30 protein-coding genes and 1 pseudogene are annotated in these 25,825 nt (G+C 60.3%); 26 read left to right on the forward strand and 5 right to left on the reverse strand.

Annotated elements, in window-relative coordinates:
• The first annotated feature begins 310 nt into the window (after positions 1–310).
• From rluC to AC4PS6_RS14060, 3 genes are read left to right on the forward strand one after another with little or no spacing between them, the layout of a single operon-like run.
• Entirely contained in the window at positions 311–1,270 is a 960-nt protein-coding gene (rluC, locus tag AC4PS6_RS14050; protein WP_014719568.1) for a 23S rRNA pseudouridine(955/2504/2580) synthase RluC, read from the forward strand.
• On the forward strand, positions 1,257–1,919 hold the full coding sequence (locus AC4PS6_RS14055; protein ID WP_014719567.1) for an HAD-IA family hydrolase: 663 nt from the start codon (positions 1,257–1,259) through the stop codon (positions 1,917–1,919). Before rluC ends, AC4PS6_RS14055 begins: the two co-directional genes overlap by 14 nt.
• Positions 1,920–1,940: 21 nt before the next feature.
• Positions 1,941–2,924 carry a S49 family peptidase gene (locus tag AC4PS6_RS14060; RefSeq protein ID WP_014719566.1) on the forward strand — a complete coding sequence of 328 codons (984 nt, stop codon included), beginning with the start codon at positions 1,941–1,943 and terminating at the stop codon, positions 2,922–2,924.
• Between the two features lie 131 nt (positions 2,925–3,055).
• Here AC4PS6_RS14060 and AC4PS6_RS14065 read toward each other — a convergent pair whose 3' ends face one another.
• Positions 3,056–3,634, reverse strand: coding sequence for a Maf family protein (locus AC4PS6_RS14065; protein WP_073845388.1), 579 nt, complete (start codon positions 3,632–3,634; stop codon positions 3,056–3,058).
• 105 nt (positions 3,635–3,739) lie between these two features.
• Here AC4PS6_RS14065 and AC4PS6_RS14070 point away from each other — a divergent pair, with 105 nt between their 5' ends.
• The 20 genes from AC4PS6_RS14070 (at position 3,740) to AC4PS6_RS14165 (ending at position 21,385) form a co-directional block, all read left to right on the forward strand.
• Entirely contained in the window at positions 3,740–4,270 is a 531-nt protein-coding gene (locus AC4PS6_RS14070; protein WP_003175611.1) for a YceD family protein, read from the forward strand.
• A 13-nt stretch (positions 4,271–4,283) separates the two neighbouring features.
• A complete protein-coding gene (gene rpmF, locus AC4PS6_RS14075; protein ID WP_003179396.1) occupies positions 4,284–4,466 on the forward strand; it encodes a 50S ribosomal protein L32 in 183 nt (60 codons plus the stop codon).
• A 4-nt stretch (positions 4,467–4,470) separates the two neighbouring features.
• A complete protein-coding gene (gene plsX, locus AC4PS6_RS14080) occupies positions 4,471–5,481 on the forward strand; it encodes a phosphate acyltransferase PlsX (RefSeq protein WP_073454171.1) in 1,011 nt (336 codons plus the stop codon).
• A 126-nt stretch (positions 5,482–5,607) separates the two neighbouring features.
• Positions 5,608–6,546: an ACP S-malonyltransferase gene (fabD, locus tag AC4PS6_RS14085; RefSeq protein WP_014719563.1), complete on the forward strand. Its 939-nt coding sequence runs from the start codon at positions 5,608–5,610 to the stop codon at positions 6,544–6,546.
• Positions 6,547–6,570: 24 nt separating this feature from the next.
• On the forward strand, positions 6,571–7,314 hold the full coding sequence (gene fabG / locus AC4PS6_RS14090; protein WP_005790544.1) for a 3-oxoacyl-ACP reductase FabG: 744 nt from the start codon (positions 6,571–6,573) through the stop codon (positions 7,312–7,314).
• Between the two features lie 191 nt (positions 7,315–7,505).
• On the forward strand, positions 7,506–7,742 hold the full coding sequence (gene acpP, locus AC4PS6_RS14095; RefSeq protein ID WP_003175607.1) for an acyl carrier protein: 237 nt from the start codon (positions 7,506–7,508) through the stop codon (positions 7,740–7,742).
• A 110-nt stretch (positions 7,743–7,852) separates the two neighbouring features.
• Positions 7,853–9,097, forward strand: coding sequence for a beta-ketoacyl-ACP synthase II (gene fabF / locus AC4PS6_RS14100; protein ID WP_038451239.1), 1,245 nt, complete (start codon positions 7,853–7,855; stop codon positions 9,095–9,097).
• The gene (gene pabC / locus AC4PS6_RS14105; protein WP_336827427.1) at positions 9,097–9,912 is read left to right on the forward strand and encodes an aminodeoxychorismate lyase; all 816 of its coding nucleotides are present in this window, start codon (positions 9,097–9,099) and stop codon (positions 9,910–9,912) included. The genes fabF and pabC overlap by 1 nt, the downstream gene beginning before the upstream one ends.
• A gap of 1 nt (position 9,913) precedes the next feature.
• Complete coding sequence (gene mltG / locus AC4PS6_RS14110; protein ID WP_020301719.1) at positions 9,914–11,050, forward strand: endolytic transglycosylase MltG; 1,137 nt, start codon at positions 9,914–9,916, stop codon at positions 11,048–11,050.
• Positions 11,051–11,069: 19 nt separating this feature from the next.
• On the forward strand, positions 11,070–11,702 hold the full coding sequence (gene tmk, locus AC4PS6_RS14115; protein ID WP_014719559.1) for a dTMP kinase: 633 nt from the start codon (positions 11,070–11,072) through the stop codon (positions 11,700–11,702).
• Positions 11,695–12,684, forward strand: coding sequence for a DNA polymerase III subunit delta' (locus tag AC4PS6_RS14120; protein ID WP_014719558.1), 990 nt, complete (start codon positions 11,695–11,697; stop codon positions 12,682–12,684). Before tmk ends, AC4PS6_RS14120 begins: the two co-directional genes overlap by 8 nt.
• A 62-nt stretch (positions 12,685–12,746) precedes the next feature.
• Entirely contained in the window at positions 12,747–13,532 is a 786-nt protein-coding gene (locus tag AC4PS6_RS14125) for a TatD family hydrolase (protein ID WP_014719557.1), read from the forward strand.
• Positions 13,533–13,977: 445 nt separating this feature from the next.
• Positions 13,978–14,643, forward strand: coding sequence for a TetR/AcrR family transcriptional regulator (locus AC4PS6_RS14130; RefSeq protein WP_003189287.1), 666 nt, complete (start codon positions 13,978–13,980; stop codon positions 14,641–14,643).
• Between the two features lie 139 nt (positions 14,644–14,782).
• Positions 14,783–15,751, forward strand: coding sequence for a GTP 3',8-cyclase MoaA (locus tag AC4PS6_RS14135; protein WP_019817203.1), 969 nt, complete (start codon positions 14,783–14,785; stop codon positions 15,749–15,751).
• 111 nt (positions 15,752–15,862) lie between these two features.
• Entirely contained in the window at positions 15,863–16,468 is a 606-nt protein-coding gene (locus AC4PS6_RS14140; protein ID WP_020301718.1) for a DUF4823 domain-containing protein, read from the forward strand.
• A 16-nt stretch (positions 16,469–16,484) separates the two neighbouring features.
• The gene (locus tag AC4PS6_RS14145) at positions 16,485–17,045 is read left to right on the forward strand and encodes a DUF1285 domain-containing protein (RefSeq protein WP_014719554.1); all 561 of its coding nucleotides are present in this window, start codon (positions 16,485–16,487) and stop codon (positions 17,043–17,045) included.
• Positions 17,046–17,115: 70 nt separating this feature from the next.
• A complete protein-coding gene (locus tag AC4PS6_RS14150) occupies positions 17,116–17,829 on the forward strand; it encodes a GntR family transcriptional regulator (protein ID WP_014719553.1) in 714 nt (237 codons plus the stop codon).
• Entirely contained in the window at positions 17,826–18,827 is a 1,002-nt protein-coding gene (locus tag AC4PS6_RS14155) for an ADP-ribosylglycohydrolase family protein (protein ID WP_336827428.1), read from the forward strand. The genes AC4PS6_RS14150 and AC4PS6_RS14155 overlap by 4 nt, the downstream gene beginning before the upstream one ends.
• A gap of 187 nt (positions 18,828–19,014) precedes the next feature.
• Positions 19,015–20,481 carry a purine-cytosine permease family protein gene (locus AC4PS6_RS14160; protein WP_014719551.1) on the forward strand — a complete coding sequence of 489 codons (1,467 nt, stop codon included), beginning with the start codon at positions 19,015–19,017 and terminating at the stop codon, positions 20,479–20,481.
• A complete protein-coding gene (locus AC4PS6_RS14165) occupies positions 20,474–21,385 on the forward strand; it encodes a PfkB family carbohydrate kinase (RefSeq protein WP_072435755.1) in 912 nt (303 codons plus the stop codon). Before AC4PS6_RS14160 ends, AC4PS6_RS14165 begins: the two co-directional genes overlap by 8 nt.
• A 54-nt stretch (positions 21,386–21,439) precedes the next feature.
• Here AC4PS6_RS14165 and AC4PS6_RS14170 read toward each other — a convergent pair whose 3' ends face one another.
• From AC4PS6_RS14170 to AC4PS6_RS14185, 4 genes are all read right to left on the reverse strand, one after another.
• Positions 21,440–21,820, reverse strand: coding sequence for a Rho termination factor N-terminal domain-containing protein (locus AC4PS6_RS14170; RefSeq protein WP_073845374.1), 381 nt, complete (start codon positions 21,818–21,820; stop codon positions 21,440–21,442).
• Between the two features lie 48 nt (positions 21,821–21,868).
• Positions 21,869–22,135 carry a hypothetical protein gene (locus AC4PS6_RS14175; protein WP_014719548.1) on the reverse strand — a complete coding sequence of 89 codons (267 nt, stop codon included), beginning with the start codon at positions 22,133–22,135 and terminating at the stop codon, positions 21,869–21,871.
• A 51-nt stretch (positions 22,136–22,186) separates the two neighbouring features.
• Positions 22,187–22,525, reverse strand: coding sequence for a hypothetical protein (locus AC4PS6_RS14180; RefSeq protein WP_020301899.1), 339 nt, complete (start codon positions 22,523–22,525; stop codon positions 22,187–22,189).
• Positions 22,526–22,610: 85 nt separating this feature from the next.
• Positions 22,611–23,807 carry an MFS transporter gene (locus AC4PS6_RS14185; RefSeq protein ID WP_020301898.1) on the reverse strand — a complete coding sequence of 399 codons (1,197 nt, stop codon included), beginning with the start codon at positions 23,805–23,807 and terminating at the stop codon, positions 22,611–22,613.
• 188 nt (positions 23,808–23,995) lie between these two features.
• On the opposite strand from AC4PS6_RS14185, the gene AC4PS6_RS14190 reads away from it, so the two are divergent.
• The 3 genes and pseudogenes from AC4PS6_RS14190 to AC4PS6_RS14200 form a co-directional block, all read left to right on the forward strand.
• Positions 23,996–24,475: a GNAT family N-acetyltransferase gene (locus AC4PS6_RS14190; RefSeq protein WP_010208407.1), complete on the forward strand. Its 480-nt coding sequence runs from the start codon at positions 23,996–23,998 to the stop codon at positions 24,473–24,475.
• A 237-nt stretch (positions 24,476–24,712) separates the two neighbouring features.
• Positions 24,713–25,534, forward strand: coding sequence for an SDR family oxidoreductase (locus tag AC4PS6_RS14195; RefSeq protein WP_020301897.1), 822 nt, complete (start codon positions 24,713–24,715; stop codon positions 25,532–25,534).
• Between the two features lie 32 nt (positions 25,535–25,566).
• A pseudogene (locus tag AC4PS6_RS14200) lies at positions 25,567–25,825 on the forward strand (arabinose ABC transporter substrate-binding protein); the annotation flags it as partial.

Genomic DNA, 25,825 nt, shown 5'->3' on the forward strand with positions numbered 1-25,825 from the left:
CATTCGCCATGGTCTGGCTCAAAACTGACTGCACTTTGTGAACTGGCCGTAAATATCGGCGCAAAAGGCGAGTATTCACTCTGCTTTCTGCACTCGCTTCAGGCCTCATGTCACCTGCGCTTGTTACAATCTTGAGCCTTCCTGGGTGGCGAAAGCCCCGTAGGACGGCCTCGCGTCCTGATGAATTGCGATGGTCAGGGCCGGCAGTTTGCCGCATGTCCTCTGTCCAGGCCGCTTTTGGCGGCGTTCGCGACTATAGCAGTAATGATTAAGTGCTTCAATTCCATAAAAAATTGTTATCATCGCCGCCATGACGACTACCACCCCCCCGACCCCCAGCGTCCAGCTGCTTGAGGTCTCGCCGGAATATGCCGGCCAACGCATCGACAATTTTCTCCTGGCCAGGCTCAAAGGCGTGCCCAAGACCTTGATTTACCGCATCTTGCGTAAAGGCGAAGTGCGCGTGAACAAGGGGCGCATCAAGCCTGAGTACAAGCTGCAGGCGGGCGATATCGTCCGTGTGCCGCCGGTGCGCGTGCCTGAGCGCGACGAGCCGGTGCCGCTGGCCCAAGGCTTGTTGCAGCGCCTGGAAGCGTCGATCGTGTTCGAAGACAACAAGCTGATCGTGATCAACAAGCCCTGTGGCATTGCGGTTCACGGCGGCAGTGGCTTGAACTTCGGCGTGATCGAAGCCTTTCGTCAGTTGCGCCCCGATTGCAAGGAGCTGGAGTTGGTTCATCGCCTGGACCGCGACACGTCTGGCCTGTTGATGATCGCCAAGAAGCGCAGCATGTTGCGCCACTTGCACACCGCCCTGCGTGGCGATGGCGTGGATAAGCGCTACATGGCGCTGGTGCGCGGCAACTGGGCCAGCTCGATCAAAAGCGTGCGTGCGCCGTTGCAGAAGAGCAACCTGCGCTCCGGCGAGCGTATGGTCGAAGTGGACGAGGAGGGCAAAGAGGCCCTGACCCTGTTCAAGGTGCTGCGTCGCTTCGGTGACTTCGCCACCATGGTCGAGGCCAAGCCGGTCACTGGTCGCACTCACCAGATTCGTGTGCACACCCTGCATGCGGGCCACTGCATTGCGGGTGACACCAAGTACGGCGACGAGGATTTCTCCAAGGAAATTCGCGATCTGGGCGGCAAGCGCCTGTTCCTGCACGCCTACATGCTCACCGTGCCGCTGCCCGATGGCGGCGAGCTGAAGTTGCAGGCGCCGGTCGATGAGATGTGGGCCAAGACCGTGGAGCGTTTGAGTGTCGCACCTTGACTACAAGCTGCTGATCTTCGATTGGGACGGGACGCTGGCCAATTCCATTGGCCGCATCGTCGAGTCCATGCACATGGCGTCGACCCGCTCGGGCTTTGAATTGTGCACGGACCTGGCGGTGAAGGGCATTATCGGCCTGGGTTTGCCTGAAGCCATTCGCACCCTGTACCCCGACATCAGCGACGCCGAGCTGGTGGCGTTTCGCGAGCACTATGCCGACCACTACATTGCGCTGGAAGCTACGCCTTCGCCGCTGTTTGAAGGCGTGGTGCAATCGCTGGAAGCGTTTCGTGCCCAGGGTTATCACCTGGCGGTCGCCACCGGCAAGGCTCGTCGCGGCCTGGACCGTGTACTCAAGGCCCATGGCTGGGAGGATTACTTTGATATCACCCGCGCTGCGGATGAAACCGCCAGCAAGCCTCATCCCTTGATGCTGGAGCAGATCCTTGCGCACTGTGGCGTAACGCCACGCGAGGCATTGATGGTGGGTGATGCGTCTTTCGACCTGATGATGGCACGCAATGCGGGCATGGACAGCGTCGCTGTCAGCTATGGCGCCCAGTCTGCCGAGGCGTTGCAGCAATACGAGCCGAGGCTGACGATTGATCATTTTTCTGAACTGCAGGCCTGGCTCAGCCGGGCGCTGTAAGTCTTTGCTGGGGTTAATGGCATGAGTGACGAGTGGAAGGCGCCTGAAAAGGCACAGAGCAGTGATGATAAAAGCTGGAAGCTTTTGGAGAAGACCCTCCTGGCCAGCGTCCAGGAGCAGCGACGTTCGCGGCGCTGGGGGATTTTCTTCAAGCTGCTGACCTTTGTATACCTGCTTGGGATGCTGGCGCTGTTCAGTCCGCTGATGGACATGGAAAAGAGCGCCGCCCGTGGCAGTCATTACACTGCCTTGATCGAGGTGCGCGGCGTGATTGCCGACAAGGAGCCCGCCAGTGCCGACAATATCGTCACCAGCCTGCGCGCGGCGTTTGAGGACCCCAAGGTCAAAGGCGTGGTCCTGCGCATCAATAGCCCAGGCGGTAGCCCGGTGCAGTCGGGCTATGTGTATGACGAAATTCGTCGTCTGCGCACCTTGCATCCGGATACCAAGCTCTATGCCGTGATCTCCGACCTGGGTGCCTCGGGCGCCTATTACATTGCCAGCGCCGCAGACCAGATCTATGCCGACAAGGCCAGCCTGGTGGGCTCTATTGGTGTCACAGCGGCCGGTTACGGTTTTGTGGGTGCCATGGAGAAGCTGGGGGTGGAGCGTCGCACCTACACCTCGGGCGAGCATAAGTCGTTCCTCGATCCTTTCCAGCCGCAGAAGGCGGATGAAACCGCGTTCTGGCAAGGCGTGCTCGACACTACCCATCGTCAGTTCATTGCCAGCGTCAAGCAGGGGCGTGGGGATCGTTTGAAAGATAAAGAGCATCCGGAGCTGTTCTCCGGCCTGGTCTGGTCGGGCGAGCAGGCATTGCCGCTGGGCCTGATTGACGGCTTGGGCAGTGCCAGCTCGGTGGCACGGGATGTGATTGGCGAGAAGGAGTTGGTGGATTTTACGGTCGAGGAATCGCCCTTTGATCGCTTCTCCAAGAAACTCGGTGCCAGTGTGGCGGAGAAATTGGCGCTGTACATGGGCTTCCAGGGGCCGTCCCTGCGCTGAAATTCCAAGCTAGGTGTAGATCAACTGTGGGAGCGGGCTTGCCCGCGATAGCGATGGATCAGTCGATATTAGTGTCGCCTGGTACATCGCTATCGCAGGCAAGCCAGCTCCCACATTGCTTTACGAAGGTTTCAAGGGATCTGTACGCCTTCGGTCAGCAGCATGTCCACCAGTCGAATCAGTGGCAGCCCAACCAGGCTGGTCGCATCCGGTCCCTCGGTGCTCCGGAACAAGCTCACACCGAGCCCTTCTGCTTTGAAGCTGCCCGCACAGTCATAAGGCTGCTCGATCCGCAGATAGCGCTCGATACGTTCTGCATCCAATTCGCGCATGTGTACGGTAAACGTCACGCAGTCGACCTGGCAGTGCCCGGTTTCGCTGTTGAGCAGTGCCAGGCCCGTGAGGAAGCTCACACGCTTGCCGCTGGCAGCCAGTAGTTGCTCGCGAGCATTTTCGAAGGTGTGCGGCTTGCCGATGATCCGGCCTTCCAGTGCGGCGACCTGATCCGAGCCAATAATTAAATGGCCAGGATGGCTGGCGGCGAGGGCGCGGGCCTTTTGTTCGGCCAGGCGCTTGACCAGTTCGATGGCGGGTTCATCCGGGCGGTGGCTTTCGTCGATATCCGGCGAGCTGCAGGTGAACGGCAGGTGCAGGCGACTCAGTAATTCCCGGCGATAAACCGAGCTGGACGCGAGTAATAAAGGCAGCATATACGTCTCCTCAAGGCAGTCGCCGATTCTATCGACGTGACCGGCTGACGCACAGGGCTGAATTTCCTTTGACATGGCCGGGTGCATCCCTATAATGCTGCGCCTATGTTGAATGACCCGATTCCACCTCACGTTGACCCGCGCAAATTGGCTGATCGTGGCACCACCCTTCAAGGTGAAGTGCTGCTGGCCGATTTGGAGAGACTCTGCGACCCGCTTTCCGACACTGTCGGTACGGTGCAGGCGAAATTCGTTTTTGAACGAGATGAACGTAAATCTGTGGTAATCCACAGCGTTATCGACACCGAAGTCAAAATGGTTTGCCAGCGTTGTCTTGAGCTGGTCACCCTGCCGATCCACAGCGAATGCAGTTATGCTGTGGTGAAAGAGGGTGCGAATACCCAGTCGTTGCCGAAAGGTTATGACGTGCTGGAACTGGGCGAAGATCCATTGGATCTGCATGCACTGATCGAGGAGGAGCTTTTGCTCGCCTTGCCCATTGTGCCTGCTCATCATCCGGAAGAATGCCAGCAGCCGGAGGGTCTCGATGACGAGGCCGAGCCGAGCGAGGACGAGGTAACGCGGTCCAACCCGTTCAGTGTATTGGCGCAGTTAAAGCGTGACCCAAACGTTTAGGAGTTAATCAATTATGGCTGTTCAGCAGAACAAAAAATCCCGCTCCGCCCGTGACATGCGCCGTTCGCACGACGCTCTCGAGGCTAGCACCCTGTCCGTGGAAAAGACCACTGGTGAAGTTCACCTGCGTCACCACGTATCGCCAGAAGGCGTATACCGTGGCCGTAAAGTGATCGACAAGGGCGCTGACGAGTAATCACTTGTCTGCTCAAGTCATCGCGATTGACGCAATGGGCGGGGACTTCGGTCCCCGCAGCATTGTTCAGGCTTGCATTGCCAGCCTGTCTGCAACGCCCTCGCTGCACCTGACCCTCGTCGGTCAACCCTCCCTACTTGAAGAACTGATTGCCAGCCATCCGGCGGTGGATCGCGCGCGCCTGACGATTACGCCAGCCAGCGAAACCATCAGCATGGATGAAAAGCCGGCGGTTGCCCTGCGTGGCAAACCCGATTCTTCTATGCGGGTGGCCCTTGAGTTGTTGCGTGATGGCAAGGTGCAAGCCTGTGTCAGCGCCGGCAACACGGGCGCGTTGATGGCCTTGTCACGGCATGTGCTCAAAACCTTGCCAGGTATTGATCGGCCGGCGATGGTGGCGGCGATCCCGACGCAGAAGGGCTATTGCCAGTTGCTGGACCTGGGCGCCAATGTCGATTGCAGTGCCGAGCACCTGTTGCAATTTGCCGTAATGGGCTCGGTGGCCGCCGAGGCGCTGGGCGTGCCCCGACCCCGGGTTGCCCTGCTGAATATCGGCACTGAGGACATCAAGGGCAACCAGCAAGTCAAGCTTGCCGCTACCTTGCTACAAAGCGCGCGGGGTTTGAACTACATCGGCTTTGTTGAAGGTGATGGTTTGTACCGTGGCGAAGCTGACGTGGTGGTGTGCGACGGCTTTGTCGGCAATATTCTGCTCAAGTCCAGCGAAGGCCTGGCGACCATGATCGCCACGCGTATCGAAGCTTTGTTCAAGCGCAACCTGGCGTCACGTATAGTGGGGGCCTTGGCGCTGCCCCTGATGCGACGCTTGCAGGCCGACCTGGCGCCCGCACGGCACAACGGTGCAAGCTTTCTTGGCTTGCAGGGTATTGTGGTGAAAAGCCACGGTTCGGCCGGGGTGCTGGGCTTTCAAAGTGCAATTGCACGGGCCTTGATCGAGATTCAAGAGAACCTGCCGCAACGCTTGCACGGCCGTCTCGAGGATCTGTTGCCTTAGGCGAATTGGCCCGGGAGTGCTTAAATGTGACCGGCCAGTTCAATTGACCATCCAATCTGTCAGTTTCGTTCGCTCCCACCGTAGGCGCGAGCATTTTTGACGACCAGATCATTAGGGGCTTGTTACATGTCTACATCCCTCGCATTCGTCTTTCCAGGGCAGGGTTCGCAGTCCCTCGGCATGTTGGCCGAGCTGGGCGCGCAATACCCGCTGATCCTGGACACCTTCAAGGAAGCTTCTGACGCCCTGGGTTACGACCTGTGGGCACTGACCCAGCAAGGGCCGGAAGCGCTGCTCAACCAAACCGATAAAACCCAGCCGGCCATCCTGACCGCCTCGATCGCCCTGTGGCGCTTGTGGTTGGCAGAAGGCGGCGCGCGCCCTGCATTCGTCGCGGGTCACAGCCTGGGCGAATACAGCGCCCTGGTGGCCGCGGGCAGCCTGACCTTGGCTGAAGCGGTCAAGCTGGTCGAGCGTCGTGGTCAACTGATGCAAGAAGCCGTTCCGGCCGGGCAGGGCGGCATGGCCGCTATCCTGGGCCTGGACGACGCGGTGGTGATCGAGGCCTGCGCCGAAGCGGCGCAAGGCGAAGTGGTCAGTGCGGTGAACTTCAACTCCCCAGGCCAGGTGGTGATCGCCGGCGCCAAGGCAGCTGTCGAGCGTGCCATCGAGGGTTGCAAGGCCCGTGGCGCCAAGCGTGCCCTGCCATTGCCGGTGAGCGTACCATCCCATTGTGAGCTGATGCGCCCGGCGGCAGAGCGGTTTGCCGAGTCTATCGCTGCCATCAACTGGCAAGCGCCGCAGATCCCGCTGGTGCAGAACGTCAGTGCGGCCGTGGCCGCCGACCTCGACACCCTCAAGCGCGACCTGCTGGAGCAACTGTACAAGCCAGTGCGCTGGGTTGAATCGGTCCAGACCCTGGCCGCCAACGGTGCCACCGAGCTGGTCGAGTGCGGCCCGGGCAAAGTCCTGGCCGGCTTGAACAAGCGCTGCGCCGACGGTGTGTCGACCGCCAACCTCAATACCCCAGAAGCCTTCGCTGCCGCTCGCGCGGCACTGGCCTGAATCCCGTACTTAGGAGAAGCCTGCATGAGTCTGCAAGGTAAAGTTGCACTGGTTACCGGCGCAAGCCGTGGCATTGGCCAAGCGATCGCCCTGGAGCTGGGCCGTCAGGGCGCCGTTGTGATTGGCACCGCCACCTCTGCCTCGGGCGCCGAGCGTATCGCCGCGACCTTGAAGGAAAACGGCGTGCAGGGCACCGGCCTGGAACTGAATGTAACCAGCGATGAGTCCGTAGCTGCCGTATTGGCCGAGATCACTGCACAGTTCGGCGCGCCGGCAATTCTGGTGAACAACGCCGGGATCACCCGTGACAACCTGATGATGCGCATGAAAGACGACGAGTGGTACGACGTGGTCGATACCAACCTGAACAGTCTGTTTCGCCTGTCCAAGGGCGTTTTGCGCGGCATGACCAAGGCGCGTTGGGGCCGAATTATCAATATTGGCTCCGTAGTGGGTGCCATGGGCAACGCAGGCCAAGTAAACTACGCTTCCGCCAAGGCCGGTCTGGAAGGTTTCAGCCGTGCACTGGCACGTGAAGTCGGTTCGCGGTCGATTACGGTCAACTCGGTGGCCCCAGGGTTCATCGACACCGATATGACCCGTGAACTGCCGGAAGCACAGCGTGAAGCGTTGCTGACGCAGATTCCGCTGGGCCGTCTGGGCCAGGCTCAAGAGATTGCGAATGTGGTCACTTTCCTGGCATCCGACGGTGCGGCATACGTGACTGGGGCTACAATCCCGGTTAACGGCGGGATGTACATGAGTTAAATTGTGACGGATCGCTTCAAAAAAATGTCATACGAGCTGTCTAAAATCCGTTATAAAGCTGCAACTTAATTTATAGGCAGGTGGCCGACCGGGTACAGGGTGAAGCTTTCAGTTGAAAAGCTGAAATGGCTTTCTATACACTTACCCACTGGCCAGCTGCCTGAATTTGTCCATTAGGAGTTAAACAAGGTATGAGCACCATCGAAGAGCGCGTCAAGAAAATCGTCGCCGAGCAACTGGGCGTTAAGGAAGAAGAAGTGGTCAACACTGCTTCCTTCGTAGAAGACCTGGGTGCCGATTCCCTTGACACCGTTGAGCTGGTGATGGCTCTGGAAGAGGAATTCGAGACCGAAATCCCGGACGAAGAAGCTGAAAAAATCACTACTGTTCAAGCTGCCATCGACTACGTTACTAGCCACCAGGCGTAATAGTTTGTAGTCGTCGCTTGCTGTCAGGGAAAAACCGCACTGCTGTAAAGGCGTGCGGTTTTTTCTTTAGCGGCGATGAAAAGTGTCGTCATTAGAAAAAGGAGAGTGCTGTGTCGCGTAGACGCGTCGTAGTCACCGGTATGGGTATGTTGTCGCCACTGGGCACGGATGTGCCAAGCAGTTGGCAGGGCATTCTGGCTGGCCGCAGTGGTATTGGTCTGATCGAACATACGGACCTTTCTGCCTATTCCACCCGTTTTGGCGGCTCGGTAAAGGGCTTCAATGTCGAGGAATATCTCTCGATCAAAGAGTCCCGCAAGCTCGACCTGTTCATTCAGTACGGCCTGGCTGCCGGTTTTCAGGCAGTGCGTAACGCCGGCCTGGAAGTCACCGACGCCAACCGTGACCGCATCGGTGTGGCCATGGGTTCGGGTATTGGCGGTCTGACCAATATCGAAGAAACCAGCCGCACGCTGCATGAGACTGGCCCACGTCGAATTTCACCGTTCTTCGTACCGGGCTCGATCATCAATATGATTTCCGGCTTCCTGTCCATCCATCTGGGGGCACAGGGGCCTAACTACGCGATTTCAACGGCGTGCACTACGGGCACCCACTGCATCGGTATGGCGGCGCGCAACATTGCCTACGACGAAGCCGATGTGATGATCGCCGGCGGCGCCGAAATGGCCGCGTGCGGCCTGGGCATGGGCGGCTTCGGCGCGTCCCGTGCGCTGTCGACCCGCAATGACGAGCCGACCCGTGCCAGCCGTCCGTGGGACAAAGGCCGTGACGGCTTCGTGCTGTCCGACGGTGCCGGTGCGCTGGTGCTTGAAGAGTTGGAGCACGCCAAGGCGCGTGGCGCCACCATCTACGCCGAGCTGATCGGGTTCGGCATGAGCGGTGACGCGTACCACATGACTTCACCGCCGTCCGACGGAGCGGGTGCTGCGCGTTGCATCACCAATGCCCTGCGCGATGCGAAGGTCAACCCCAACCAGGTGCAGTACATCAACGCCCATGGCACTTCGACCCCGACCGGCGACTTGGCGGAAGCCGAGGCCATCAAGTCGGTGTTCGGCGAGCACGCCTATAAGCTGGCGGTCAGCTCCACCAAGTCCATGACCGGCCACCTGTTGGGTGCGGCGGGCGCGGTCGAGGCGATCTTCAGTGTGATGGCAATCAGGGATCAGGTCGCTCCGCCGACTATCAACCTTGATGAGCCGGACGAAGGCTGCGACCTGAACTTCGTGCCCCACGAAGCGCAGCCCATGCCGATCGACGTGGCGATTTCCAACTCGTTCGGTTTCGGTGGCACCAACGGTTCCCTGGTGTTCCGCCGGTTCGCCGAGTGATGCACAGCTGGGTCGACGGTCAGCCAGCGGACAGCGTGCCCCTGAAAGATCGCGGCCTGGCCTATGGCGATGGGGTGTTCGAGACCATCGCCGTCAAGGCCGGGCAGCCGTTGCTGCTCGACCGTCACCTGCAACGCCTGGAAGAGGGTTGCAGGCGTTTGGCATTGGTAGTGGATCACGGGTTGATTCGCCACGAAGTGCTGAGCTTCGCCGCCGCCCTTGGCGACGGTATTCTCAAATTGATCCTCACCCGTGGCGACAGCTTGCGCGGTTACGGCATCAACCCTGGCGCCCCGGTGCGCCGCATCTTGCAGGGCAGTGCGCCCGCTGTTTACCCACCCATCCATGAAGTCGAAGGCGTGCGCCTGTTCGCGTGTGCCACGCGCTTGGCGCAGCAGCCGTTGCTGGCCGGTATCAAGCACCTCAATCGCCTGGAGCAGGTGATCGCGCGTGCCGAATGGCAAGATACCGAACATGCCGAAGGCCTGATGCTGGACATGTCTGGTCGGGTGATCGAAGGCATATTCAGCAACCTTTTCCTGGTACGCAACGGCTTGTTACTAACCGCTGATCTGAGCCGTTGTGGCGTTGCCGGCGTAATGCGCGCCGAAGTGCTGGCCCAGGCACAAGCGCTGGGCGTCCCGGTGGCCGTGGCCGACATCAGTGTTGAGCAGTTGCAACAGGCCGATGAAGTCTTCGTCTGCAACAGCGTATATGGCATTTGGCCGGTGCGTGGTTGCGCTGCGATGAGCTGGCCGGTTGGGCCGCTCACCCGTAAACTGCAAGGCATTGTTCGCGCGCTATTGGATATTTGAGTTGATACGAAAACTGGTGTTACTGCTGCAGATCAGCCTGGTCTCGGCGGCTTTGCTCGTGGGCTTTTCGGCCTGGAAACTCGACTCTGCCCTCAAGCAGCCCCTGAAGCTGCCTCAGGAGCAGTTGCTCGACGTACCTGCTGGCGCTACGCCGACGGGCACCTTCAACCGTCTGGAAGCCGACGGCGTGCTCGACGATGCATTCTGGTTGCGTCTGTACTGGCGCTTCAACCTCGAAGGCCAGCCATTGCACAGCGGCGAGTACCGCATGAGCCCGGGCCTTACCGCCGAGGGTTTGATCGGCCTGTGGCAGCGCGGCGAAGTGGTGCAGTACAGCCTGACCTTGGTGGAGGGCTGGAATTTCCGTCAGGTGCGCACCGCCCTGGCCAAGCATGAAAAGATCGTGCAGACCCTCGCGGGCCTGACTGACAGCGAAGTGATGGATAAGCTCGGCCACCCAGGTGTGTTTGCTGAAGGGCGGTTCTTCCCCGACACTTACCGTTTTGTCCGCGGCATGACCGATGTCGAATTCCTGAAAAAAGCCTACAACCGCCTGGACGATGTACTCGCCCAGGAGTGGAGCAAGCGTGCTGCCGACGCGCCCTATACCGACCCTTACCAAGCGCTGATCATGGCGTCGCTGGTAGAAAAGGAGACCGGTGTGCCCCAGGAGCGCGGGCAGATTGCCGGTGTGTTTGTGCGTCGCCTGAAGATCGGTATGCTGCTGCAGACCGACCCCACCGTGATCTACGGCCTGGGTGAGCGCTACAACGGTAAATTGACCCGTGCCCATCTCAAGGAAGCCAACCCCTACAACACCTATATGGTCGCCGGCCTGCCGCCCACGCCCATCGCAATGGTCGGTCGCGAGGCGATCCATGCAGCGCTGAACCCGGTACCGGGCAGCAGCCTGTATTTCGTCGCCCGTGGTGATGGCAGCCATATATTCTCGGATGACCTGGATGCGCATAATGCCGCCGTGCGTGAGTTCCAGCTCAAGCGCCGTGCCGATTACCGTTCCAGTCCGACGCCTGTGGTGAAACCGCTGGAAGATTCGGCACCTGCCAGTGATGCACCCACCCCCGACGCACCGATCGAGCCCGCGCCGGACACTACCGCGCCGCAAAGCCCGCAATGACTCTGACTAAGGACTGCCTGTGACTGGCTTGTTTATTACCCTGGAAGGCCCGGAAGGCGCCGGCAAAAGCACTAACCGTGACTACTTGGCCGAGCGCCTGCGTGCGCAGGGCATCGAGGTGGTGCTGACCCGTGAGCCGGGCGGTACGCCTTTGGCTGAGCGCATCCGTGAAGTCCTGCTGGCCCCGGGTGACGAGCCGATGAACCCGGACACCGAGTTGCTCCTGGTGTTTGCTGCCCGTGCCCAGCACCTGGCCGAAGTGATTCGCCCGGCCCTGGCGCGGGGTGCGGTGGTGATCTGCGACCGGTTTACCGACTCCACCTACGCCTACCAGGGTGGCGGGCGGGGTTTGTCCCTGGAGCGCATCGCCACCCTGGAAACCTTCGTGCAAGGCGATCTGCGCCCCGACCTGACCCTGTTGTTCGACCTGCCGGTGGAAGTGGGCATGGCCCGCGCCAGTGCGCGAGGTCGTCTGGATCGTTTCGAGTTGGAAGGCCAAGCCTTCTTTGATGCGGTGCGCAGTGCTTTCCTGCAGCGCGCCAAGGCTGAGCCCACACGTTATTACCTATTGGACGCCGCCCAGCCGCTGAGTCAGGTGCAACAGGCTATCGACGCGCTGCTGCCCACTCTGCTGGAGCGTAGCCGTGGCTGAGTCCTACCCGTGGCAGGACGGCCTCTGGCAGCAACTGGCAGGGCGCGCCCAGCACGCCCACGCCTATCTGCTGCATGGGCCGGTGGGCATCGGTAAACGCCACCTCGCCGAACGCCTGATGGGCAGCCTGTTGTGCCAACGCCCAGTCAACTTGGAGGCGTGTGGCGAGTGCAAGTCCTGCCTGTTGCTCAAGGCTGGCAGTCACCCGGACAATTATGTGCTGGAACCCGAGGAAGCGGACAAGGCCATCAAGGTCGACCAGGTGCGCGACCTGGTGAGCTTCGTGGTGCAGACCGCGCAAATGGGCGGGCGCAAAGTGGTGCTGATCGAGCCGGTCGAGGCGATGAACATCAACGCGGCCAACGCCTTGCTCAAAAGCCTTGAAGAGCCGTCCGGCGATACCGTGCTGTTGCTGGTGAGCCACCAGTCCAGCCGCTTGTTGCCGACCATTCGCAGCCGTTGCGTGCAGCAGGCTTGCCCGTTGCCCAGCGAGGACATGAGCCTGCAATGGCTGGCGCAGGCGTTGCCGGAATGCAGCGCAGAAGAACGAGGCGAGTTGCTGACCTTGGCGGCCGGTTCGCCTTTGGCGGCAGTGAAGCTGCAGGCTCAGGGCGTGCGCGAACAGCGTGCACTGGTCGTGGATGGTGTGAAGAAGCTGCTCAAGCAGGAACTGTCGGCCACGCAACTGGCCGAAAGCGCCTGGAAGGACATTCCGCTATTGCTGCTGTTCGACTGGTTTTGCGACTGGTCCAGCCTGATCCTGCGCTACCAGCTTACCCAGGATGAGCAAGGCCTGGGCCTGGCGGATATGCGCAAGGTCGTGCAATACCTGGCGCAAAAAAGTGCCCAGGACAAAGTGCTGAACATCCAGGACTGGATCCTCGCCCAGCGCCAGAAAGTCCTCGGCAAGGCCAACCTCAACCGCGTGCTGTTGCTCGAGGCATTGTTGGTGCAGTGGGTCGGCCTGCTCGGGCGCCGTTAAATTCCGTGGCTGACGGGTGTATCGTTGGCCCTACCTCTTGTGTGACTTAAGCTCAGATTCCTATGCTCGTAGATTCCCATTGCCACCTTGATCGCCTCGACCTTGCCCAGCACGGCGGCTCCCTCGACGCCGCCCTTGAAGCTGCCCGCCAGCGTGGGGTAGGGCACTTCCTGTGCATTGGCGTCAGCGCCGACAACGCCGCCGACGTCAAAGCCCTGGCTGATCGCTACGCCGACGTCGATTGCTCGGTGGGCATTCACCCGCTGGACCTCAAGCCAGGCGAAGCGCCGGCTCTGGACTGGCTACTGGGCGAACTCAACCATCCGCGAGTGGTGGCCATTGGCGAAACCGGCCTGGACTATCACTACGAGCCTGAAGCTGCCGAGTTGCAGCAGGCCTCGTTCCGCTTGCACCTGCAAGCCGCCCAGCAGACGGGCAAGCCGGTGATCGTCCACACCCGAGGTGCCCGTGCCGATACCCTGGCCTTGCTACGTGAAGCCGCGTTGCCGCAGGCTGGCGTGTTGCATTGCTTTACCGAAGACTGGGACATGGCCAAGGCGGCCCTGGACCTGGGGTTCTATATTTCCCTGTCGGGTATCGTCACCTTCCGCAATGCCGACGCGCTGCGCGATGTGGCCCGCCAGGTGCCTGCCGACCGCCTGCTGGTGGAAACCGACTCGCCGTACCTGGCGCCCATCCCCCATCGCGGCAAACCGAACTTGCCCGAATATGTACGTGATGTGGCTGATTACCTGGCGATGCTGCGCGGCGAGTCGTACGAACGCTTTGCCGAGCAGACTACCGAGAACTTCAAGCGCCTGTTCCCGCTGGCCCACCTAGCCGGTTAGAGCGGCCGAATTCCAGGCAAAAAAAACCCGGGTTCTGGGGGGTGAATCCGGGCTAAGACCATTAGGAGTAAAACAAGGGCACGCAGTCCGTCGGTACCCAGGTCGACGCGTCACTTGGGGGAGATGTCGCGCCGACAGTTGAAGTATTGACCACTATCCTATTCAGTCCAGTCGTGATTGATCGTTTTTTAAACAGATTTGGAATACGCGGCCTTCGCTTGAGTTCTCATTGCGCTGATGGGCAGGTTCAGGTGTTGCGTATTATTTCTGACTGATAACGGCGAAATCGTTGGCGCATTGAAAGTTATGTGCCTGGCGGGTTCACATAGACATTGCCCAACGACCGTTCAGTCGGGATAATCCCTCGCACCGGGTAAATCGTATCGCCACGTATCCATGGCCCTGCGCAACCCTCCCTATTTCCGACCTTTGCAGACTCTTCCTCATGCACAAAGAACCCCGTAAGGTCCGTGAATTTCGCCGCCGTGAGCAGGAAATTCTCGACACCGCGCTCAAGCTGTTCCTCGAACAAGGTGAAGACAGCGTCACCGTCGAGATGATTGCGGATGCCGTGGGTATCGGCAAAGGCACGATCTACAAACACTTCAAATCCAAGGCCGAAATCTACCTGCGCCTGATGCTCGACTACGAGCGTGATTTGAACGAGTTGCTGCACTCGGCGGATGTCGACAAAGACAAGGAAGCCCTGTCCCGCGCTTACTTCGAGTTCCGCATGCGTGACCCGCAGCGTTACCGCCTGTTCGACCGCCTGGAAGAGAAGGTGGTCAAAGGTCACCAGGTGCCGGAGATGGTCGAGGAGCTGCACAAGATCCGCGCCTCGAACTTCGAACGCCTGACCCTGCTGATCAAGGGGCGTATCAGCGAAGGCAAGCTTGAAGACGTGCCACCGTATTTCCACTACTGCGCCGCCTGGGCCTTGGTGCATGGCGCTGTGGCGCTGTACCACTCGCCGTTCTGGAGCAATGTGCTGGAAGACCAGGAAGGTTTCTTCCAGTTCCTGATGGACATCGGCGTGCGCATGGGCAACAAGCGCAAGCACAGCCCTGAACTGCCGGGCGCCGAAAAGAGCGGCGAAACCCCTGCCACCTAAGTCATTCGCCACAGTGATGGCGCAATGATTTACTGCCAGGCGCAGTAACCCAGGAATATACTCAGGCAAGGACCTTGCTAAAAGCTGAGTTATGAGTCAGCTTTTAGCGCGCCCGAATTATCCTCTGCCGGAGTGATCCATGATCGTTGATCGTCAAGGCAGGCGTTTTCGCAATTTGCGGATCAGCCTGACTTCAGCCTGCAATTATGCGTGTACCTATTGCGTGCCTGACGGCAAGCGGCTGGTGGCTGCCCAGGATGAACTGTCGGCCGAGGCCATGGCCCGAGGCGTGGCTTACCTGATAGAAGCGGCGGGTATCGAGCGCTTGCGCATTACCGGCGGTGAGCCGTTGGTCAGCCCCAAGTTGGAAGCCTTCATGGGGGCGGTAGGGCAGATGGGCCTGAGCGACATCAGTCTGACCACCAATGGCCAACTGCTGGCGCGTAAACTGCCGTTGCTGGTGGCCGCTGGTATCCGACGCATCAATGTCTCCCTCGACACGCTGGATGCCGACGCTTTCCGCAGCATCGCCCGTGGCGGCGACCTGGCCACCGTGCTCGATGGCATGGACCAGGCCAGTGCTGCCGGGATCAAGATCAAGGTCAATATGGTGCCGTTGCGCGGCCAGAACCTGGACCAGGTGATGCCGCTGCTCGATTACTGCCTGGCGCGAGGCTACGAGCTGCGCTTTATCGAACTGATGCGCATGGGGCACCTGGCCAAAGACTCCAACGCGTTCCTGCAACAGTTTGTCAGCTTGCAACAGCTGCTCAGCTTGATCGGCGAGCAACACGAATACCTGCAAGCCAACGCACCCGTCGATGCGACGGCGGTACGCTACGAAGTGCCGGGCAAGGGCTTCTTCGGTGTGATCGCCAACGAGAGCGTACCGTTCTGCCGCACCTGTTCGCGGTTGCGGTTGTCCTCTACTGGTTGGCTGCATGGCTGCCTGTCGTCCAGCAATCGCCATTATGTCGGTGACTTGCTCGATCAGCCGCGCCATCAAGCGTTGCCAGCGTTGCAGGGCTTGTTGATGAAAGCCTTGGCCGACAAGCAGGAAGTGGCGTTCTCCGGCGGTGCCACGATCATGAAGATCATTGGTGGCTAAGGTAGATATTGCGGGTTCACACATTTGATTTGTAGCGCAGCTGACTGGCGCGGATTCTGCATCCCACGCCCCATTCGCCGGTTTCCTGTCACCGGCCTCTGGAGGATTAGGATGCGTAGTCTGGTTTTGCTGCTGGCGTCATTGGCCCTGGGTGGTTGCATGACCGTCAGTGATATGGCCGAAGGCACCCGCTATCAGATGAGCGATGCCGGACTGCTCGATCACAGCGATACGCGCCGTACTGCCTCGGTGCGCATACAGCCGGACTCCTTTGTGTTTATCGCCCAAGGCGCCTTCGTGCCGCCGGGCAGCGCCTACCCGCGGCCCAATGTGGTGGCCGAGGAAGCCTTCAATGGCTTCGTCGAATATTTCCCCATGGTGCGTCGCGCCCGCCAGCCGGAAGGTCTTGAACAGGCCATGACCGAAGCCCGTGCCGCCGGTGCTCATTACCTGCTGTATTGCCGCTTTGCGGCAGCCGATGACCGTATCGGCAACGCCGACGAGTGGACCGACCAACAAGCCCTGGACCGTCTTGGCTTGGACACCGGGGTGATCCAAGTCATGTTGATCGAGACCAGCACCCAGTATTTGATTGATACTGCACGTATTCGCAGTCGTGGCGGTTTACTGACGTTCCACGACACATCGCCACAAGATTTGATCGCCCGCCCCCTGGCGCAATACGCCCGCGGTTTGCTGGGTATGAGTGATCAGTAAGACAGAGGAGCCCGCCATGACCGATTCCGCCAAGGCCAATGATTTATTGGCCCAACTGCCCAAGGGCAAGGGGCCGGCACCGGTGCATCTGTGGAACCCGGATTTCTGCGGCAATATCGACATGCGCATCGCCCGCGATGGCACCTGGTTCTACCAGGGCACACCCATCGGGCGAAAGCCGATGGTCAAGCTGTTCTCCAACATCATCCGCCGCGATGGCGATGATTATTTCCTGGTGACGCCCGTGGAGAAGGTCGGCATCCGTGTGGATGATGCGCCGTTTGTCGCAGTGACCCTGGATGTGCAAGGGCAGGGCGAAAGCCAGGTATTGCGCTTTACCACCAACGTCGACGAACAGCTCGAGGCAGGCCTCGAACACCCGCTGCGGGTGGTGACCGACCCCATCACCCAGGAACCCGCCCCCTATGTGCGCGTTCGCACCAACCTCGAAGCCCTCGTGCATCGCAACGTTTTTTACCAGTTGGTGGAGCTGGCGGTGAGCCGTCCGATCAACGGTCAGAACTGGCTTGGTGTCTGGAGCGGCGGGGAGTTTTTCCCCATCGGCCTGGAGCCCTGAGGCGGTTTTTGTCTTCAGCCTGAAATAATCCTCTTGCGGTAAACGTGCGCTTTCGGTTATCAATTTGTACATGATTAGACATGTTCGATTTGATAAGAAAAAACGCGTCGTCGATGAGCTCATCCGCCGTATCGAAGGTGGCGTCATGGCCGACGGTTTCCTATTGCCGGGCGAGCACCAACTGGCCGAGGAGTTTGCGGTCAGCCGGGGCACGCTGCGCGAGGCGCTGGCCGAGCTCAAGCGTCGCAACTACATCGCCACCCAAAGCGGCGTCGGTTCGATTGTCACCTTTGACGGCATGGTGTTGGACCAACGCAGCGGTTGGGCCCAGGCCCTGGCCGATACGGGGGCCCAAGTAAGCACCGATACCCTGCGTTTCGAGACCGTGACGCGCCCGGATCTGTTCAGCCGTTTCGGCACCGACCAGTTCATTACCCTCGACCGCCTCCGGCGCACGGCTGACGGTATAGCGGTGTCGCTGGAACGCTCGTTGATGCCGGCCGTTGGCGACCTGGAAAACCTGCCCCACATTGGGCTGATCGATAATTCCCTGACCATCACACTGGCCGCCTACGGCTACGTCGGGGCCGACGGCGACCAGTGGATCGGTGCCGAACCCCTGAGTGATGAAGACGCCGAATTACTCGGGCGCCCCAGCGGTACGGTATTTCTCAAGGCGTCGCGCACCACCTATGATCGTCGCGAGCGTTTCATGGAGCATGTCGAAAGCCTGCTTGACCCGCTGCACTTTCGCCTGCATCTGCAGTTTGGAGCGTCGAAATGACCCGAAAAAATCGCGCACTTGGCGCCTTTTATGGCCTGGCCCTGGGCGATGCCTTGGGCATGCCCACCCAATCCTTGAGCCGCGAGCAGGTTCAACAGCGCTTCGGTGCTATCACCGCCTTGGAAGACGCCGACGCGGACCAGCCCATTGCGCCCAACATGCCTGCCGGTTCCATCACCGATGACACCGAACAAGCCATCCTGGTTGCCGAGTTACTGGTGCAAGGCCAGGGCCAGATCGAGCCCGCCGTGCTTGCCCAGCGCCTGATCGACTGGGAAGCGGGGATGCGCGCCAAGGGTTCCCAGGACTTGCTCGGGCCGTCCACCAAGCGCGCGATCGACATGATCCTCGCCGGCCATACCCCGGAAGAATCCGGGCGCTACGGCACTACCAATGGCGCGGCCATGCGCATCACCCCGGTGGGCATCGCCGCCGATGTTGGCGACCCGGGGCGGTTTGTCCAGGCGGTGATCCAGGCGTGCCAGGTCACGCATAACACCAGCCTGGGTATTTCCAGCGCTGCGGCCGTGGCGGCGGTGGTCTCGGCAGGCATCAATGGCGTGGACCTGGGGGAAGCCCTGAATATCGGCACCCAGATTGCCCGACAGGCTGAAAGCCATGGTCACTGGATCGCGGGCGGACGCATTTCTACCCGCATCAGTTGGGCTCGCACCTTGAGCGTCGGCAGCGGCGACAAAGCGTTGTTTGCCGACCTGCTTTACGAGTTGATCGGTACTTCGGTGGCTTCCCAGGAATCGGTGGTGGTCTCGTTTGCCTTGGCCCAGCAAGTGGCGTCAGGTGATATGAATGCCTTCGAAGCCCTGTGCCTGGCGGCCAGCCTGGGCGGCGACACCGACACCATTGCCGCGATCCTCGGCGCCATGCTGGGGGCGTGCCTGGGCATGCAGTGCTGGCCTGAGGCGTTGGTTGAACAGGTCAAGCGGATCAATGGATTGGATGTGCAACCCTTGGTCCAAGGGTTGTTGGCCTTGCGATAAACACAAATCTGATGTGGGAGCTGGCTTGCCTGCGATAGCGGTTTTCCAGTGGCCGCTGGGCGGGTTGCCCCACCGCAATCGCAGGCAAGCCAGCTCCCACATTCAAAAGCGTTGAGTCAGGAAGACTGGATAAAGATTCGACTCGCTGCCACAACCACAACAATACAGGCACCAGGAGCACCCTTTCATGAGCAGTCCCTCTTCCGGCCAAAGCGCCGGGCAACTGGAAACACGCGGCATCGAGCCGGTCCCGGAAGGTGAGTGCAACGGCCATCCGCTGCAACTGTTCTGGGTGTGGTTCGCGGCCAATATCAGCATCCTCGGTTTGCCCCTTGGTGCAACGCTGGTGGCGTTTCGTGGCTTGGCCATCTGGCAGGCGATCATCGTCGCGATTCTTGGCGCCGCTGGTTCCTTTGCCGTGGTTGGCATTATCTCCATTGCCGGTCGCCGTGGTCGCGCGCCCAGCCTGACCTTGTCCCGCGCCATCTTCGGCGTGCGCGGCAATATCGGCCCGACCTTGGTGTCGCTGATGTCGCGCCTGGGTTGGGAAACCGTCAACACCACCACCGCAGCCTTCGTGTTGTTGTCGTTGAGCTCTATCCTGTTCGGCTCGGCAGTGGAGGCCAAGAGCGCGCCGCTGCTCACCCTTATCTTCATTGCCATCTTCGTGCTGCTGACCCTGGCCGTATCGGGCCTCGGCCACGCCACGTTGTTGGTGATCCAGAAGTGGGCGACCTACGTATTCGGCGGCCTGAACATTCTGGTGGGCGGCTTTCTGTGCGCCACCATCGACTGGAGTGCGGTGTTCAACGCCACCCCGGCGCCGTTGAGCGCGATGATCATTGGCGTAGGCACCATGGCCGCCGGCACCGGCATTGGTTGGGCCAACGCCGGTGCCGATATGTCGCGCTACCAGCACCGCAGCGTCAAGGCTGTACGCCTGGTGGCCAGCGCCGCTTTTGGCGCGGGTATTCCGCTGGTGTTGCTGATTACCCTGGGCGGCCTGCTGTCGGTGGGTAACAACGACCTGGCGTCGGCCACCGATCCGATCATCGCAATCCGCGACATGCTGCCGACCTGGATGGCGGTGCCTTACCTGATCACCGCGTTCGGCGGGCTGTTGCTGTCAAACAACCTGTCGGTGTATTCGGCCGGTCTGACGACGTTGACCTTGGGTTTGAAGGTCAAGCGCGTGCACGCGGTGATTGTCGATATCGTCGCGATCTTTGCTGGCTCCATCTATTTCATGCTGATCGCCGACAGCTTCTATGGCCCGTTCATCACCTTCATTTCGCTGCTGGCGGTGCCGATTACGGCGTGGGTCGGGATCTTCGTGGTCGACTTGATTCACCGTCATTACTACAGCCCCACCGACCTGCTGGACGTCAGCCCCAGCAGTGCCTACTGGTATCGCGGCGGTGTGGAGTGGCGTGCATTTGGCGCCTGGGCCGTGGCCATTGTGCTGGGGTTCAGCTTCACCACCATCGGCACCACCGCCGAAAACATCTGGTTTGCCGGGCCGTTGTCCGACTCCTGGCTGGGCCATAACGGCCTGGGCTGGATCGTGACCTTCCTGGTAGCCGGCGGACTATATGCAGTACTGGGCGGCGCGGCTGACCGTCGTCCTGCTTTAGCAGAGAGCGCCAATGTCTAGATTGCTGCATACCGGCCAGGTCATTGTCGACCTGGTCATGGGCCTCGACACCCTGCCGGCAAGCGGCGGTGACGTGCTGGCCAACTCCGCCAGTTTCCAGGTCGGTGGCGGTTTCAACGTAATGGCTGCGGCGCGGCGCAATGGGTTGCCGGTGGTTTACCTGGGTCGCCATGGCGATGGGCGCTTTGGCGAGCTGGCGCGCGCCGCGATGCAGGCCGAAGGTATTGAAATGACCTTGGCGGCCAGCGCTGGCAAAGATACCGGGTTGTGCGTGTCGCTGACTGAAGCGAGCACCGAACGCACCTTCATTTCCCATCTCGGCGCCGAGGGTGAGCTGAGCGCCGACGACTTGGCCCAGATCGTCCCGCGTGTTGATGATTACGTGTACGTCAGTGGCTACAGCTTGCTGCTTGAAGGTAAGGCACAGCCGTTGCTTGACTGGCTGCTGGCGCTGCCGCGAGAGATCGTGGTGGTGTTCGACCCAGGCCCGCTGGTCAAGGCGCCGGACTCGGCGTTGATGCGCGCGTTGTTGCCGCGTATCGACATCTGGACCAGCAATGGCCCTGAAGCCCTCGCGTTTACCGGGGCGGCGGATATGAGTCAGGCGCTGCCCATGCTGAGTCAGCACGTGCAGGCACTGCTGGTTGTGCGTGATGGGCCAAATGGTTGCTGGGTAGGGCGTGGGGCACAGACTGAGCATGTACCTGGCTTCAAGGTTAAGGCGGTGGACAGCAATGGTGCGGGGGATGCGCATGCAGGGGTATTTATTGCCGGGTTGGCGAAGGGCTTGAAACCCGTTGAGGCGGCGCGTCGAGCGAACGCAGCGGCGGCATTGGCGGTAACCCGCTGGGGGCCGGCCACCTCACCTGGCGTCACCGAAGTCGACGCATTGCTGGCTGAATAAATACGCACAACCCTGTGGGAGCGAGCAAGCCCGCTCCCACAAGGGGTCCTGCGTTTAACCGGCTTTTTTCAGGGCCTGGATCAACTCATCTTTACGCATGGTCGAGCGTCCCGGAATATTCTTTTCCCGCGCTTCTTTCATCAAACTTTCCTTGGTCTGCGTACCCAGCGAAGCCCCACTGCTGCGTGGGTGGCCTTCACGGCTGGCAGCGGCACGCTTGGCCGATTCCTGCCGGTCCTGGGCCTTCTTGGCCGGCGCCTTGCCTCGACCTGATCCGCCGGCTCTTTCACCACCGCCAGACTGTTTGTTCACGGTGGCCCAGGCGCGGGCTTCGGCCTCGTCCTTGGGCAGTCCCTTGTGCTCATAACTGTCTTCGATATGAGCGGCCTTGCGTTTCTGTTCGTCGGTGTATTTGGCTTTGCTTCCACGAGGCATCGCTAAAACTCCTTCTGGCCCCGGTCGCGGGGCCAGGCCAGAAATGGATTACTCAGTGCTTTGAGCGTCGAGCTTGCGCGCCTCATCCACACCCGAAGCGGTGAGCTTGATCGGCAGGTTCAACGCGTATTCGCCGGCGTCGTCGGTGGTCACATGCCCATCCTTGATCAGCCCGCGGTCCTGCAGGAACGCCAAGACACTGGCGACCTCTTTTTCACCGCGGTAATTGTCCAGCACCTCCTTGCCCAAGCCTTGCGGGTGGGCGTGCAGCAGGCGGGTGAGGACTTCTTTTTCAAGGTTTCTATCGACGTTCATGCGTACCTCTTCACTGGGAAATGGTCGGGCGTTGGTCGTACCAAGGGGGCATCAAGGCGCTGGTTGTTTCTGCGCGCCGGGGATGTTCGAGTCGTCGCCCTTGTTGATCTTCGGCTCATTGTTGCTCGTGCCAGGGCCCATCTTGCCGTTGCCCACGGCCGCCGGTGCCTGGCGCTGGGTGTCGTTGCCTTTGGTGCGCGGGTCAGCGCTGTTGTCGATGATCGCGCCGCCGTTGGTGTCCATGCCGGTGCCCATGGATTTTTGCGATTCGGTAGTGGCGTCCGGCGTTGGATCGGTGGGGCCAGTGGTCGAGCTAGCCGCGAAGGCGCTCAAGGACGCGGCAGACAACAAGCCGGTGAGGGCGAGGGCAGCAAATTTGGAATGTTTCATCAGGGTGTCTCCATATAATTAATGTCCTTACCCTGTATTGGTCTGCCCGCGATTGCTGATCGTGCCGGGATGGCGACGAACGGTATCAGCTCACCTGTATCACTTTGTGTGCCGATACCCGACGCGCTATCAAGCGCGCCACCGTGATCGCCCAATTGAGTGCGGCGATCACCAGTACGCTCAGCATCATTGTCGCAAGGCCGAAGTCGACGATGATCTTGCCTGCGAGCCAGGGAAACCCGAAGACGCCGATAAAGTACGCCAGGCTGAACAGCAACAACGCCTGAGAAGTGGTGCCGCTGGGCGCTTCGTTGGCCACCAGGCCGTTGATCACCGAATACGTCAGGCCATACCCGATCCCTAGCGTGGCGGCGGCGAGCACATAACTGAGGTTGCCGCTGACACCAAACGCGAACAGCGCGATCGCGCCGAACATTACCCCGGATAACACGCAGGCAGCCTGGTACGCATCGCGCTTGACCACGAAACCGGCGATCAGCAGGCGGCTGGTAATAGCCGCTGTCAGGAAGCCCGCGAAGAACAGTGAATAGTCCAGCTTATGGGCCACGGCATAGCTGGTCTGGAACGAAGACAGCCCCCCGAATACGCAGCCGCCCAGTCCGACCATCAGGATCGCGAACGCCGCCTTGGAAGACAGGACGCGGCGGCTTGCGCGCCAGGAAATCCTGGCGGTTGGCACATTCGCGTGCTGTCGCAACCGAGTGCCCATGCGCCAGAACATCACCACCCCGGCGAGGCTGGCGAGCCCGGCGATATAGAACGCGGTTGTCAGGGGCAGGTCCAGCGCAGTGGCGGCGCGTCCCAGCAAAGGGCCGGAACCTATGCCGCTCAACATACTGCCCGAGAGCAAGGCGAAATATTTGGCCCGCTGGCGCGGTTCCACCAGCAGCGTCACGATGATCGGGCCCAGGGTATAAAACACGCCCCAGCCCAAACCAAGAGACAATCCAAACAGCATCAAGCCTTGGCCAAACCCTGGCGTCAGGGCAAACCCCAGGCAGGCCACCACCAACAATACGCCGGTGCTTGCAATGGCCCGCGCCGCGCCCAGCGCGTCAGCCAGATGCCCGGAAAGCACGACCGCTACAAAGGTGCTGAGCATCGCCGTGGCAATGACACTGCCCGCGTCGTGTTCATTACCGCCACGGGCATGGATCAGCAGTGACAACAAAAAGGTCGAGCCGTAAGACAGCGACAACAGAAAACTGGCGAGGCAGAACAGCGCGAATGTCTTCGTGCCCACGGGTGGCGTAGCGTGCATGAGCAGGTCTCTGATCGTTGGATTTATGCTCATTGTTTACCATGGGCGTGCGCAGGCTTTGTTCTGTGGTTGCTGATGCTTGCATCACCCCGCGCCGGAGTGAAACGCGCTCGTCGGCATCAATTGCACTGCAAACGGCCATCAAACCGTCTTAGTATGTGGCCTTTGAATTTGCCCAAGGCTCGCCCATGACCATCGAGATTCGCCCCGCCGTGCCCAGCGATGCTGCGCAGATCCTGACCTTTATCACTGAACTTGCCGAGTACGAGAAAGCTCGGCATGAAGTGATCGCCAGCGTGGTGGACATCGAGCGCAGCCTCTTCAGCGAAGGCGCCACGGCCCATGGCCTGATCTGCTTGCGCGACGGCTTGCCGATTGGCTTTGCGGTGTTCTTTTTCAGTTACTCGACGTGGCTGGGCAGTAACTGCCTGTACCTCGAAGACCTGTACATCAACCCGGAGCAACGCGGCGGCGGGGCGGGCAAGAAGTTGTTGCGCCACTTGGCCAAGATCGCCTTTGACAATGGTTGCGGGCGCTTTGAATGGAGCGTGCTGGACTGGAACGAGCCAGCGATTGCCTTCTACAAATCCATCGGCGCCCAGCCTCAGGAAGAATGGGTACGTTATCGCATGGAAGGCGATGCCCTGCGCGACTTCGCCCTGGGCTGAAACCTCTTTCGTATAGTCACTAAAGATCGAATGTGGGAGCGGGCTTGCTCGCGAATGCGGTGTATCAGTCAGCACATGCTTTAACTGACAGACCGCCTTCGCGAGCAAGCCCGCTCCCACATTTTTTCAAGCGCCGCCCATTATATGGGACGATAATTTATATATTGAGATATTTCAGACGATGGGTTTATAGTCGCCAGCATCAGCACTCACTACAAAAAATAAAAAGGTGAAGCGATGCAGGCGCAACCGTTGTCCCTACCCGCCGTGCCCGAGCCGACTTACGGCGAGCGGCTGAAGAACAAGGTGGTGATCGTCACTGGCGCCGCCCAAGGCATTGGCGAAGCCATCGTTGCCTGTTTCCAGGCCCAGCAGGCGCGGTTGATCATTGCCGATATCCAGGGCGACAAAGTCGAGAAGATCGCCGCTCATTGGCGCGAACACGGTGCGCAGGTTTACGCCCACGCGGTTGATATCACTTCCAAGGATCAGTGGCAGGCATTGGTCAACCTGGCCATCGAGCGCTTTGGCCGTGTGGATGTGCTGGTCAACTGTGCCGGCGTCAACGTGTTCGGTGACCCGCTGGAGATGAGCGACGAGGACTGGCGCCGCTGTTTCGCCATCGACCTCGACGGTGCCTGGTACGGCTGCCGCTCGGTGTTGCCGCACATGATCGAGCAAGGTATCGGCAACATCATCAATATCGCGTCCACCCATTCCAGCCACATCATTCCCGGTTGCTTTCCTTACCCTGTCGCCAAGCACGGCCTGCTCGGCCTAACCCGTGCCCTGGGTATCGAGTACGCGCCCAAAGGCATCCGCGTGAATGCCATCGCCCCCGGCTATATCGAAACCCAGCTCAACGTCGACTACTGGAACGGTTTCCCTGACCCCCACGCCGAACGCCAGCGTGCGTTCGACCTGCACCCGCCCAAACGCATTGGCCAGCCCATCGAAGTGGCCATGACAGCACTGTTCCTGGCGACCGACGAGGCGCCCTTTATCAACGCCACTTGCCTGATGATCGATGGCGGGCGGTCTGTGATGTACCACGACTAAAGCGTTTTTCAATAACAAGAAGGAGGTGGTCCATGTTCAAGCAAACACTCGGTGCCGTGGCACTGGCGATGGCGTTCTGCGGCTGGGTATCGGCTGAAGAAGTGAAGATCGGTTTTCTGGTCAAGCAGGCCGAGGAACCCTGGTTTCAAACGGAGTGGGCATTCGCGGAAAAAGCCGGCAAGGAGCATGGTTTCACCGTGATCAAGATCGCCGTGCCCGATGGCGAAAAGACCTTGTCGGCCATCGACAGCCTGGCCGCCAACGGCGCCAAAGGCTTCGTGATCTGCCCGC

The sequence above is a fragment of the Pseudomonas sp. DW-iso17 genome (assembly GCF_058725345.1).